We start from the raw sequence: 12,249 nt of genomic DNA, 5'->3' as shown, positions 1-12,249 counted from the left end.
ACCCCCCCCCCCCCCCCTCCCTCCCTTCTCCCCCCCCCCCCCCCCCCCCCCCCCCCCCCCCCCCCCCCCCCCCCCCCCCCCCCCCCCCCCCCCCCTGGGCCGGCGTCTGCGGGGGTGCGGCGGATCCGGACCGCCGCAGCCGCGTCCTAGGCGGCGAGGCCCAGGGCCGCCATCCGCTTGGTGTGGGCCTTGGTGATCCGGGCGAACATCTCGCCGACGGCCGCCAGGTCGAAGCCGGCCGCCATCCCGTCCACGCCGCCGACCAGCATGGTGGACAGGGCGTCGCGCTCGGCGACCACCCGCTGCGCCTGCGAGAGCGCCTCGCCCATCAGGCGGCGCGCCCACAGGGCGAGCCGGCCGCCGCAGCGCGGGTCGGCCTCGATGGCGGCGCGCACCTTCTCGACGGCGAAGCCGCCGTGGCCGGTGTCGTCGAGGACGGCGAGCACGAGGGCGCGGGTGTCGGCGTCCAGGTGGCTGGCGACCTCGCGGTAGAAGTCACTGGCGATCGAGTCGCCGACGTACGCCTTGACCAGGCCCTCCAGCCAGTCCGACGGCGCGGTCTGGCGGTGGAAGTCGTCGACGCCCTTGGCGAAGGGCTCCATGGCGGCGGTGGGCTCGACGTCGATCGCCGCGAGCCGGTCGCGCAGCCGCTCGAAGTGGTGGAACTCCGCGGCGGCCATCTTCGCGAGCTCGGCCTTGTCGTCGAGGGTGGGCGCGAGCTTCGCGTCCTCCGCGAGTCGTTCGAAGGCCGCGAGCTCGCCGTACGCGAGTGCGCCCAGCAGGTCCACGACGGCGGCCCGGTACTGCGGCGAGGCGGAGGCGGTCGCCCAGTCCTGGGCGGCGATACCGGTCGCCTCGGCGGGGGCGCCGTCGTCGGCGGGCGATGCGTTTTCTACGGTCGACATGCTCCGCACAATAGCCCGCCCGAGCACCTCCGATGCCACCACGTCACACTGCCATCCGTCCATCCGAACGCGACGGCCAGGTGAATTCACCCGACACGCCTGCGCGATTCCGGGGTACAGTGGTAATGCGCCTGCCGAATACTCGGCGGGCCATCGCATGAGGATGCCCGGTCGGTGGCCCGATCGGCTCCAACCCGACCGCCCTCGGGAGATGCGTACGTCCATGCGTACCGCGTCCACGAGGGGCCCCCTCAGCGGCACTGGCGGCTTGAGCGAAGGCAGTGGTCCCGCGCAGCTTCGTACGTACTACATGCAGTACTGCAAGCCCGGCACGGTACGACCCCCCTCGCCGCCTCGCGCCGCGTCTCACAGAAGAGGCAGCACCCTGACTACGTTCCGTGACCTCGGGATCCTTCCCGAAACCGCCGAGGCCCTCGAAGCCGTCGGCATCGTGACCCCCTTCCCCATCCAGGAGATGACCCTCCCCGTCGCCCTCTCCGGCACGGACGTCATCGGCCAGGCCAAGACCGGAACCGGCAAGACGCTCGGTTTCGGCCTTCCGCTGCTGGAGCGGGTCGTCGTCCCCGCGGACGTCGAGGCCGGCCGGGCCACCCCCGACCAGCTGACCGACTCCCCCCAGGCCCTCGTCGTCGTCCCGACGCGCGAGCTGTGCACGCAGGTCACCAACGACCTGCTGACCGCGGGCAAGGTCCGCAACGTCCGCGTCCTGGCCATATACGGCGGCCGCGCGTACGAGCCCCAGGTCGAGGCGCTCCAGAAGGGCGTCGACGTGATCGTCGGCACCCCGGGCCGCCTGCTCGACCTGGCCGGCCAGCGCAAGCTCGACCTCTCGCACGTCAAGGCCCTGGTCCTCGACGAGGCCGACGAGATGCTCGACCTGGGCTTCCTGCCCGACGTCGAGAAGATCATCAACCACCTGCCGGCCAAGCGGCAGACCATGCTGTTCTCGGCGACCATGCCGGGCGCGGTCATCGGTCTGGCCCGCCGCTACATGACGCAGCCGACGCACATCCGCGCCACCTCGCCCGACGACGAGGGCGCGACCGTCGCCAACATCACCCAGCACGTCTACCGCGCGCACAGCATGGACAAGCCGGAGCTCGTGGCCCGCGTCCTGCAGGCCGAGAGCCGCGGACTGGCCATGATCTTCTGCCGCACCAAGCGCACCGCGGCCGACATCGCCGAGCAGCTGGAGCGGCGCGGCTTCGCGTCCGGCGCCGTCCACGGCGACCTGGGCCAGGGCGCGCGCGAGCAGGCGCTGCGCGCGTTCCGCAACGGCAAGGTCGACGTGCTGGTGTGCACCGACGTCGCCGCCCGCGGCATCGACGTCGAGGGTGTGACCCACGTCATCAACTACCAGACGCCCGAGGACGAGAAGACGTTCCTGCACCGGGTGGGCCGCACCGGCCGGGCCGGCGCCAAGGGCACCGCCATCACCCTGGTCGACTGGGACGACATCCCGCGCTGGCAGCTGATCAACAAGGCGCTGGAGCTGAACTTCCACGACCCCGTGGAGACCTACTCCACCTCCCCGCACCTGTTCGAGGACCTGGGCATCCCGGCCGGCACCAAGGGCATCCTGCCGCGCTCCGAGCGCGTGCGGGCCGGCCTGAAGGCCGAGGAGATCGAGGACCTGGGCGAGACCGGCGGCCGGGGCGGCCGGGGCGGCCGCGCTGCGGCTTCCGCGCCCGACGCGGAGCGCCCGGCCCGTACGCGGACCCCGCGCCAGCGCCGCCGTACCCGCGGCGGTGCCGAGGTCGCCCTCGCCGAATCGGCGGACGCGGCGACGGTGGCGGAGGCTCCGGCGGCTCCGGCGGTCGACGAGGCCGCGGCCGCGGACCAGCCGCGCAGGCCGCGCCGCCGCCGTACCCGGGTGTCGGCCTCGGCCGCAGCCGATGCTGCCGCTGCCCCGGCGGCTCCGGTCACCGAGGCGCCGGAGGCCGAGGTGCCGAAGGCCGAGGTGCCGAAGGCCGAGGTGCCGAAGGCCGAGGCGCCGAAGGCCGAGGTGCCGAAGGCCGAGGCGCCCGTCGTCGAGACACAGGTCGTCCAGGCTCCGGTCGCCGAGGCGCCCGCCGCCCCGGCCGCCCCGGCCGCACCGGCGAAGGCCCCGGCCGCGCCGCGGCAGGCCCGTACCCGCAAGCCCACCCAGACCTCGATCCTGGCCGCGGCCGCGGCCGCGCCCGTCCAGGCGCCGCTGCCGGTGCAGACCGGCCCCGAGCCGGACTTCCAGATCGCCCCGCCGGTCGAGCCGGTCCGGACCCGCCGTACGCGGGCCCCGCGCCAGGCCGCCCCGGCCGCCGCGGTGACCCCGGTCGCCGAGGCGCCCCTGGCCGAGGCGCCCGTGGCCGAGGAGGCTCCGGCCAAGCCGAAGCGCACCCGCACCCGCAAGGCCGTGGCCCCCGCGGCCGAGGTCCCGGCGGTCGAGGCCCCTGCGGCCGAGGAGGCTCCGGCGAAGCCGAAGCGCACCCGCACCCGCAAGACCGCCGCCGCGGAGGCTCCGGTGGCCGAGGCCGCCGCGGCCGAGGAGGCCCCGGTCAAGCCGAAGCGCACCCGCACCCGCAAGGCCGTGGCGCCGACCGCGGAGGCCTGAGCCGCCGCCGTGCCGTAACACGGGCCCCGGTCCCCCTCCCAGGGGGCCGGGGCCCGCGGCGTACGGGGGCGGACTCCCGGGCTGGGACAGGTTGCTACGGGCCGGTAACCTCGGGCCATGAGCAAGCCGCCGCGCCTTACCCTGCCGTCCGACGCCCGTGCGTACCGCCTCCCGACCGCCCGCGGCGAGTTCGCCGTGCACGAGGCGGGTGAGCCGGTCCGCGGGACGGCCCTGCTGGTCCCCGGTTTCACCGGGAGCAAGGAGGACTTCATCGGCCTCTTGGAGCCGCTGGCCGCGCACGGGTACCGGGTCGTGGCGGTCGACGGGCGCGGCCAGCACGAGACCCCCGGGCCGCGTGAGGAGTCGGCGTACGCCCTGGACGAGCTGGCGCAGGACGTGCTGGCGCAGGCGGCCGCCCTCGACGGGGGCCCGGTCCACCTGGTCGGGCACTCGCTCGGCGGGCTGATCGCGCGCGCCGCCGTGCTGCGCGACGCGGCGCCGTTCGCCTCGCTCACCCTGATGAGCAGCGGGCCGGCCGCGATCGCCGAGGGGCAGCGGCAGCGGACGCAGCTGCTGGTCGCCGCGCTGGAGGCGATGCGGGAGGACATGGCGGGGGTGTGGACGGCCATGCGCGCGTACGACCCGGAGGACGCCGTGCCCGACGCCCCGGAGCTGGCGGAGTTCCTGCGGGACCGGTGGCTGGCGACCGTACCGGAGCAGCTGATCGCCACGGGGCGGGTGCTGGTCTCCGAGCCGGACCGGGTGGCGGAGCTGAGCGGGGTCGGCCTGCCGAAGCTGGTGCTGTCGGGCGAGGTGGACTACGCCTGGCCGGTCCCGCTGATGGACGACATGACACAGCGTCTGGGAGCTCGGCGCGTGGTGGTGCCGGGTGCGGAACACTCGCCGAATGCGGAGAACCCGCAGGTCACGGCGGATGCGCTGGCCTCGTTCTGGGGTGCCGCCGACCCCCGGTAGTTAGCCAAGGAAAAAATTTCCTTAGCGTAGGGAATGTTTGAGTCCTACACTTCGTTGGCAACCGATGCAAGGAGAACACTGACGAAGGGAGAAGCCGTGCGCTTCGAGATTCTGCGCCTGGACGACGTCGACGGAACCGCCGTGGACAGCACCGTCGTGGACGCGGCCTCCGTCAACCGGATCGTGCAGCAGGCGGCCGCCATCGGCCAGCGCATCCTGATCCGACCGGCCGAGAACGCGTCCTCCTGACACTTCGGGGCGCGTCCTGACGCTTCGGGGCGCAGCGCCCGGCATGCGAACGCCCCCGCACCGATCCCCGGTGCGGGGGCGTTCGCATGCGCGGCGCCGGGGCGGGGCGGGCCCGGTCAGGCGCCCCGGACGACCTGGAGCACGCCGTTGATGATCTGCTGGACGGCGATGGCGGAGAGCATCATGCCCGCGAGGCGCGTCACGAGGACGACGCCGCCGTCCTTGATGACCCGGATGATCACCAGCGAGTAGCGCATGGTGAGCCAGAGGACCACGTGCATCGCGACGATCGCGCACCAGACCGAGACCTGGGCGCTGACCTCGTCGGCCTTCTGGACGGCCAGGATGACGGACACGATCGCACCGGGCCCGGCGAGCAGCGGCATGCCCAGCGGCACGAGGGCGACGTTCACGTCCTTGGTCTGCTTCGGCTCGTCGGTCTTGCCCGTGAGCAGGTCGAGCGCGATGAGCAGGAGCAGCAGACCACCGGCGATCATCAGCGCCGGGACGGAGACGTGCAGGTAGTCCAGGATCTGCTGGCCGCAGATGCCGAACACGGCGATGACGCCGAAGGCGACGCAGACGGCCTGCCAGGCCATCCGGCGCTGCACCTTGACGGGCCGGCCGGAGGTGAGCGCCAGGAAGATCGGCGTGATGCCCGGCGGGTCCATAATCACAAAAAGCGTGAGAAATAGGGATCCGAAGACGGCGAAGTCGAACACAGTGATGCCTTGCAGAGAGTGGGGTGTTTCGAAGGAGGAAGAAGGGGGCGGGCAGCGCGCGGCGCCTTCCGGCGGCAGGCCGGGAAGGGGCTTACGCGCCTGCGGCTCCGCCGGTGCCCGGCACGGGGAAGGCCCCGGTCGCGCGGCGCGTGATCTCGCCGTAGACCTCGGGGTCGGTGGTGTACTCGCCGAGGCGGCAGGTCTTGCGGCTGCCGTGGTAGTCGCTGGAGCCGGTCACGAGGAGGTCCAGCTCGCCGGCCAGCGCGCGGAGCCGGCTGCGGGTGTCGGCGTCGTGGTCCATGTGGTCGACCTCGATCCCGTCCAGGCCGGCGGCCGCGAGCTCGGCTATCGCGGTCTCGGGCACGCAGCGGCCGCGCTTGACGGCGGCCGGGTGCGCGAAGACGGTGACTCCGCCGGCGGCCTTGACCAGGCGGACGGCGTCGAAGGGGTCGAGCTCGTGCTTCTCCGCGTAGGCGCGGCCCCCGTCGGCGAGCCAGTCCGGGGTGAACGCGTCCGACACGGTCGGGACGACGCCCAGCTCGACGAGGGCGGTCGCGATGTGCGGCCGGCCGACGGAGCCGCCGCCGGCGATCCGCGAGACCTGCTCCCAGGTGACGTCCACGCCGAGCGCCTGCAGCTTGCCGATCATGGCCTGGGCGCGCGGGGTGCGGTCGTCGCGGACGAGCTCCCGCTCGCGGGCGAGCTCGGGCTCCTCGGGGTCGAAGAGGTACGCGAGCAGGTGCATCCCGATGCCGTCGAGGCGGCAGGAGAGCTCCATCCCGGTGACGACGGTGAGCCCGCGCGGAGCCGCGGCAAGGGCCTCGGCGTATCCCCCGACGGTGTCGTGGTCGGTCAGCGCGACCACGTCGAGCCCGGCGGCGGCCGCACCCAGGACCAGCTCGGCGGGGGTGTCGGTCCCGTCGGAGGCCGTGGAGTGGGCGTGCAGGTCGATGCGCACGGCCATGGCTCCAGGGGTCGCGGGTACGGGGGACACCCCAGGATAGCGTCCGGCTGCTCCGGCGGGTCCCCCGCCCCCTCCGGCGGCCCCGCCACGTGCGCCCGCCGCCGCTACGGGTCGAGGATCCGCGGGCTCACGGCGCCGCACGGCAGGAGTTCGAGCTCGGCGCCCGCGTCCCGCAGGTCCGTCAGCACCAGCTCGTCGTACAGGAGCATGCCCGACCGCTCCGGCCAGGCGATCGCCCACAGCCACAGCCCGCGCGCCTCGCCCGCGAAGACGGCCCGGTCGTCCGGGGCGCCCTTCACGTTCCACAGCGGGGTGGGGCGGCCCGCCGCGACGACCTTGGTGTGCGGCGGGGCGGACACGTCGAGGTACGCGCCCGGATCGGGGCCGTCGATCCCGGCGAACCGCGCGCCCAGTCCGACGCCCAGCTCCTCGGCGATCAGCAGCAACTCCCCCATCCCGCCCAGCGGTCCGGGGCCCGAACAGGCCACGGCCGTCGCCCTGCCGCCGCTGCGGTCGTCACCGGCCGAGGCCACTCCGGTGAACAGCCACCCCACCGGCAGCGGCCACGGCAACCACACCGGTACCCGCGCCCGGTGCAGCACCACACCGAGGCCCTCGACGCTGGGCGGGATGACGGGCTGGAGCGGGTGCACCGCGCCGTGCACCGCGCACTGCCAGGAGTCGGAGAAGAGTCCGGGCGCCCTGACCCGGCCACCGCACTTCGGGCAACTCGGTTCGCCCCTCATAAGAAGCCACGCTCCTCCCCGCCCGGCGCCCCGTCAAGACACGATCACCCGTCCGGATGTCTCAGTCCAGCGGCACGGCGGAGCGCAGGGGGTCGCGCAGGTCCGTACCCTGTGCGAGCCACCGCTCCTGGAGGGCGGCCGCGCCGTGCACCCGCTTCCACGCCGCCTCGTTGGGCGTCATCGGCAGCAGCGGCAGGAACCGCACTGGGTCCATCGGCCCGTCCAGTTCGAGGTCCTCCACCAGCCCGCCCGGCTCCCCGACGAGCACGGAGGTGAACGGCGCCCCCTCCCACAGCGGCTCCCCCACGTCGAGGGAGGCGCCGGGCGCCACCACCAGCGCCTCGACCTGCGGGGAGGCGGCCAGCACCGCGAGGGGCCGCAGCAGCCTGTCGGTGGCCGCGCGGCCCGCCCGTACGGTCAGCACCAGCTCGGCGCGGGGGCCGCGCAGCGGGTCGGCGACCATCGCGGTCGGGTCGGTCATCGGGTTCGCGGACATGCCGAGGGTCGCGTACCGGACGAGGCCGCCGCCGGTGAAGCGGAGCACCTCGATGCGGTCGGTGCCGAGGAAGGTGACGGCGGCGCGGGCATCGGGTTCGCCGAGGGCGCTGCGCAGCCGGGCTTCGACGAGAGCCAGAATTTCTTCCATGGGGCGAGCATAGAACTCGTATCAGGCGGGTAAAGGGAGGGTCTTGACCATCCGTCGGCTGATAGTGTTGTCCGCTGGCCGATGCCGCATGCAGAAGCATGTCTCCGGGCATCAGGCGACAGGAAGTCCTCCACGGAGGACCGGCCGGAGGAGGTGGGGACTGCGATGAAGCGAAGTCGATCGTGCAGTACCAACCGCTCTTCCGCGTCCCGTACGGGCACCTTTCGCCCGTTTTGATCATCTGATCAGCAGAAGAGCGACGGCAGAACGTTGTCCTCCCGTCCTGTTCGTCCCTTCCGGCCGCCTCGGCATGCCCGCCGACGGTGCCGTGCCCCCGGGAAGGGGCCTCCACACCCGTGCGGTCGCCGCCGTGCGTGCGAAGGAGCCTGCCATGTCGATGCTGCCCTACCTGCGTGCCGCCGTCCGTCCGGCCCTGCGCCGGTCCACCCCCGTCCAGCCCGGCTACGACACCACCCGCGACCCCTCGGCGAGCAGCGCCGTGGTCGACTGCGCCGTGTACCGCGACGGCCGGCGGGCAGCCGGACCCGCCTGCCTGACGCCGCGTGAGGCGATCCGGCGGGTCCGCGAGGACGGCGGGTTCGCCTGGATCGGACTGCACGAGCCGACCGAGGAGGAGTTCGCCGGGATCGCCGCCGTCTTCGGCCTGCACCCGCTCGCCGTGGAGGACGCCGTCCACGCACACCAGCGGCCGAAGCTGGAGCGCTACGACGACACGCTCTTCACCGTCTTCAAGACCATCCACTACGTCGAGCACGCCGAACTCACCGCGACCAGCGAGGTCGTGGAGACCGGCGAGGTGATGTGCTTCACCGGAGCCGACTTCGTGATCACGGTGCGGCACGGCGGCCAGGGCTCCCTGCGGGGGCTGCGCCACCGCCTGCAGGACGACCCCGAGCTGCTCGCCAAGGGCCCCTCGGCCGTGCTGCACTCCATCGCCGACCACGTCGTCGACGGGTACATCGCGGTCGCGGCGGCCGTGCAGGACGACATCGACGAGGTGGAGAGCGCGGTGTTCGCCGCGCCCGCCAAGGGCAGTGCGCGCGGCGGCGACGCGGGCCGCATCTACCAGCTCAAGCGCGAGGTCCTGGAGTTCAAGCGGGCCGTCACCCCGCTGCTGCGGCCGATGGAGCTGCTCAGTGAGCGGCCGATGCGGCTGGTCGACCCGGACATCCAGAAGTACTTCCGCGACGTCGCCGACCACCTGGCGCGGGTGCACGAGCAGGTCGTCGGCTTCGACGAGCTGCTGAACTCGATCCTCCAGGCGAACCTGGCACAGGCGACGGTCGCCCAGAACGAGGACATGCGCAAGATCACCTCCTGGGCGGCGATCATCGCCGTGCCGACGATGATCTGCGGCGTCTACGGGATGAACTTCGACCACATGCCCGAGCTCCGGTGGGAGTACGGCTACCCCGTGGTCATGACGGCCATCGTCGGCACCTGCTTCACCATCCACCGCGCACTGCGCCGCAACGGCTGGCTCTAGCGCGGCCCTCGGGGCGGCCCCCGGCCCGCCCGTCCCGACCCCCTACTCTGTGCGCATGACTCTCAGCACGCTCGACCTGGCCCTCGTCGAGGAGGCCACCAAGAAGTCCGGCCTGATCTGGGTCCGCGGCTCCGGGGCCGACCGCGCCCTGTGGCACGCCTGGGTGGACGGCGCGGCCCACGTGCTGGGCGACGGGCCCGGGGAGCAGCCGCTGCCGGGCCTCGCGGACGGGGCGGCCGCCGAGGTGACCGTGCGCAGCAAGGACAAGGGCGGCCGGCTGGTGGCATGGACGGCGGCCGTACGGGAGCTCGCGCCCGGCAGCGAGCCGTGGGAGGCGGCCGTCGCCGAGCTCAAGGGCAAGCGGCTGAACGCCCCCGACTCGGAGCAGATGACCGAGCGGTGGGCCCGCGAATGCCGGCTGCTGCGCCTGGAGCCGGTCGCGGCGACCACCGGGCTGCCGGACGGGTCGCTGGCCGCGGTCCCGCAGGGCTCGCCGGCGGTCACGCGCCGACCGGTTCCGGCCGGGCTGCCGAAGCTGCTGCTGAAGCGCCGCAAGTCCGCCCGCTGATCGGCTTCCCCGAGGCCGCCCAGGCGGGCGGTCCCCGGGCTACTGGCCCGGGTTCGAGCCCTGGCCCGTGCCCTTGCTGCCGCTGGGGGCCGGGGAGGGCTTCCCGCCCGGCTCCTTCTCCTTCGTCGTGGGCAGCTGGGAGCCGTAGTCGAGGGTCTGGTCCGCCGGGGGCGCCTGAAGCGGGACGGGCTTGCCCCAGTCGCTGAGGTCGACCGCCCCGGCGCCGCCGGCCCGTTCCATGCGCAGCGGGTACGGGGTGCCCTCCAGGGAGACCGACAGCTTGCCGCCCTTGCCCTGGTTCGCGGTCACCTGGACCGCGCGGGTGCTGCCGACCTTGGTGTAGTCCTCTACCTTGGCGAGCTTGCCGTCGAGTCCGAGCAGGCCGTCGAGCAGCACGTGCATGTCGGTGAAACCGCGGAACTGCTTGTACGTGGGGTCGCTCTCGGGCACCTTCACGTACTTGTCGCCGAGCTTCCCGGCCGCCTCGGACGTCCCCCAGAAGGCCGCGCTCGCCTTCAGGTAGAGCTGCTCGCCGACGCGCAGCAGCTGGAAGGTGTCCTCCTTGGACTTCACCTCGCCGGAGCCGCCGTCCTTGCCCAGGCGCACGTCGAGGGTGAAGGTTTTTCCGCCGCTGACCAGGGTGCCCGACAGGTGCACCGAGGCGGCGGCGCCGGCCGCGGCCTTCGCCTTGCCCTCGATCTGGCCGGCGGAGAGCTTGCCGACACCGTTCGTGCCCTCGTCGGGGTCCGCCCCGCAGCCCGTGCCGGTGACGGCCAGGCCCGCGCACAGGAGACCGGCGAACGCGGCCCGGCGCAGGCGCGCGGCGGGGAAGTAGGCGGTCACGGGCAGGTGCCTCTCGTCGTACGTCTTGGGGCAGCAGGCAGCGTACCCGCCCGTACGACGGGCGGGTCGCCCGCGGGGCCTCCCCGGGCGGGCGGCCCCACCAGGACGTCTGCGCGCCCCACGGGCTAGCCTGAGGGGCGGCAGGACTGCCGGTGGAGACGAGGCGACGGGAGGCGCTGGGATGGCTGGAGGCACCCCGCGGGTCTTCGTGTCGCATCTGTCGGGTGTGCCGGTCTTCGATCCCAACGGCGACCAGGTCGGCCGCGTCCGCGACCTCGTCGCGATGCTGCGCGTCGGCGGGCGTCCGCCGCGGCTGCTGGGCCTGGTGGTCGAAGTGGTCAGCCGGCGCCGGATCTTCCTGCCGATGACCCGGGTGACGGGCGTGGAGTCCGGGCAGGTGATCACCACCGGGGTGGTGAACATGCGGCGCTTCGAGCAGCGGCCCACCGAGCGGCTGGTCCTCGGCGAACTGCTCGACCGCCGGGTGCGGCTGACCGCGACCGGCGAGGAGGCCACCGTCCTCGACGTGGCCATCCAGCAGTTGCCGGCCCGCCGCGACTGGGAGATCGACAAGATTTTCGTCCGCAAGGGCAAGGGCGGGGCGCTGCGCCGCCGGGGCGAGACCCTGACCGTGGAGTGGTCGGCGGTGACCGGCTTCTCCCTGGAGGAGGAGGGCCAGGGCGCCGAGAACCTGGTCGCCACGTTCGAGCAGATGCGCCCGGCCGACGTGGCGAACGTCCTGCACCACCTGACCCCGAAGCGGCGCGCCGAGGTCGCGAGCGCCCTCGACGACGACCGGCTCGCGGACGTCCTGGAGGAGCTGCCCGAGGACGAGCAGGTGGAGATCCTCGGCAAGCTGAAGGAGGAGCGGGCCGCCGACGTCCTGGAGGCGATGGACCCGGACGACGCGGCCGACCTGCTGTCGGAGCTGCCCGAGGACGACAAGGAGCGGCTGCTGACGCTGATGCAGCCGGACGACGCGGCCGACATGCGCCGCCTGCTGTCGTACGAGGAGAACACCGCGGGCGGTCTGATGACCACCGAGCCGATCGTGCTCCGGCCGGACGCGACGGTCGCCGACGCGCTGGCCCGGGTGCGGCAGGCGGACCTGTCGCCGGCGCTGGCCGCGCAGGTGTACGTGTGCCGGCCGCCCGACGAGACGCCGACCGGCAAGTACCTGGGCACGGTCCACTTCCAGCGGCTGCTGCGTGACCCGCCGTTCACCCTGGTCAGCTCGATCGTGGACACGGACCTGCCGCCGCTGCGGCCGGACGCCTCGCTGCCGGCGGTGACCAGCTACCTGGCCGCGTACAACATGGTCGCGGTGCCGGTCGTCGACGAGAGCGGCGCGCTGCTGGGCGCGGTGACCGTGGACGACGTGCTGGACCACCTGCTGCCGGACGACTGGCGGGAGACGGACTTCCATCCGGAGGAGGCGGTGCGTGGCCACTGACCGTGGGCGGGACCGCGAGCAGGCCCGCGAGCGGCGCCGGGAGCAGATCCGCGAGCGGCG

General features: G+C 73.6%; 12 protein-coding genes. 6 read left to right on the top strand and 6 right to left on the bottom strand.

The features are described 5' to 3' along the window. Window positions 1-146: 146 nt before the first annotated feature. Window positions 147-905, bottom strand: coding sequence for a ferritin-like fold-containing protein (locus tag AC068A_RS05030; RefSeq protein ID WP_478580835.1), 759 nt, complete (start codon window positions 903-905; stop codon window positions 147-149). Window positions 906-1,356: 451 nt separating this feature from the next. Here AC068A_RS05030 and AC068A_RS05025 point away from each other — a divergent pair, with 451 nt between their 5' ends. The 3 genes from AC068A_RS05025 to AC068A_RS05015 all read left to right on the top strand — a co-directional run bounded on the left by AC068A_RS05025 (window position 1,357) and on the right by AC068A_RS05015 (window position 4,740). After that, a complete protein-coding gene (locus AC068A_RS05025) occupies window positions 1,357-3,516 on the top strand; it encodes a DEAD/DEAH box helicase (protein WP_478580833.1) in 2,160 nt (719 codons plus the stop codon). Between the two features lie 117 nt (window positions 3,517-3,633). Then, window positions 3,634-4,491, top strand: a complete 858-nt coding sequence (locus AC068A_RS05020) for an alpha/beta fold hydrolase (RefSeq protein WP_478580830.1) — start codon at window positions 3,634-3,636, stop codon at window positions 4,489-4,491. Window positions 4,492-4,587: 96 nt separating this feature from the next. After that, window positions 4,588-4,740 carry a hypothetical protein gene (locus AC068A_RS05015; RefSeq protein ID WP_478580827.1) on the top strand — a complete coding sequence of 51 codons (153 nt, stop codon included), beginning with the start codon at window positions 4,588-4,590 and terminating at the stop codon, window positions 4,738-4,740. Between the two features lie 116 nt (window positions 4,741-4,856). Here the strand turns inward: AC068A_RS05015 and AC068A_RS05010 are convergent, their stop codons facing one another. The 4 genes from AC068A_RS05010 to AC068A_RS04995 all read right to left on the bottom strand — a co-directional run bounded on the left by AC068A_RS05010 (window position 4,857) and on the right by AC068A_RS04995 (window position 7,818). After that, entirely contained in the window at window positions 4,857-5,462 is a 606-nt protein-coding gene (locus tag AC068A_RS05010) for a MarC family protein (RefSeq protein WP_478580824.1), read from the bottom strand. Window positions 5,463-5,553: 91 nt separating this feature from the next. Further along, window positions 5,554-6,420: a PHP domain-containing protein gene (locus AC068A_RS05005; RefSeq protein WP_478580878.1), complete on the bottom strand. Its 867-nt coding sequence runs from the start codon at window positions 6,418-6,420 to the stop codon at window positions 5,554-5,556. A 110-nt stretch (window positions 6,421-6,530) separates the two neighbouring features. Continuing rightward, entirely contained in the window at window positions 6,531-7,172 is a 642-nt protein-coding gene (locus AC068A_RS05000) for a DUF6758 family protein (RefSeq protein WP_478580822.1), read from the bottom strand. 61 nt (window positions 7,173-7,233) lie between these two features. Continuing rightward, entirely contained in the window at window positions 7,234-7,818 is a 585-nt protein-coding gene (locus AC068A_RS04995) for a suppressor of fused domain protein (RefSeq protein WP_478580819.1), read from the bottom strand. A gap of 391 nt (window positions 7,819-8,209) precedes the next feature. On the opposite strand from AC068A_RS04995, the gene AC068A_RS04990 reads away from it, so the two are divergent. Together AC068A_RS04990 and AC068A_RS04985 are read left to right on the top strand one after the other, a co-directional pair. Continuing rightward, on the top strand, window positions 8,210-9,325 hold the full coding sequence (locus AC068A_RS04990) for a magnesium and cobalt transport protein CorA (RefSeq protein WP_478580817.1): 1,116 nt from the start codon (window positions 8,210-8,212) through the stop codon (window positions 9,323-9,325). Between the two features lie 55 nt (window positions 9,326-9,380). Continuing rightward, window positions 9,381-9,893, top strand: a complete 513-nt coding sequence (locus tag AC068A_RS04985; RefSeq protein WP_478580815.1) for a hypothetical protein — start codon at window positions 9,381-9,383, stop codon at window positions 9,891-9,893. A gap of 39 nt (window positions 9,894-9,932) precedes the next feature. Here AC068A_RS04985 and AC068A_RS04980 read toward each other — a convergent pair whose 3' ends face one another. Next, window positions 9,933-10,736, bottom strand: a complete 804-nt coding sequence (locus tag AC068A_RS04980; RefSeq protein WP_478580812.1) for a hypothetical protein — start codon at window positions 10,734-10,736, stop codon at window positions 9,933-9,935. Window positions 10,737-10,917: 181 nt separating this feature from the next. Between AC068A_RS04980 and AC068A_RS04975 the strand changes: the two genes are divergently transcribed. Then, on the top strand, window positions 10,918-12,189 hold the full coding sequence (locus tag AC068A_RS04975; protein WP_478580810.1) for a magnesium transporter MgtE N-terminal domain-containing protein: 1,272 nt from the start codon (window positions 10,918-10,920) through the stop codon (window positions 12,187-12,189). Window positions 12,190-12,249: the final 60 nt, after the last annotated feature.

It is taken from the genome of Streptomyces sp. NPDC043854 (assembly GCF_056436005.1).
The sequence above is the reverse complement of the archived record's forward strand: the minus strand, read 5'-3'. Positions and strand labels throughout refer to the sequence as shown.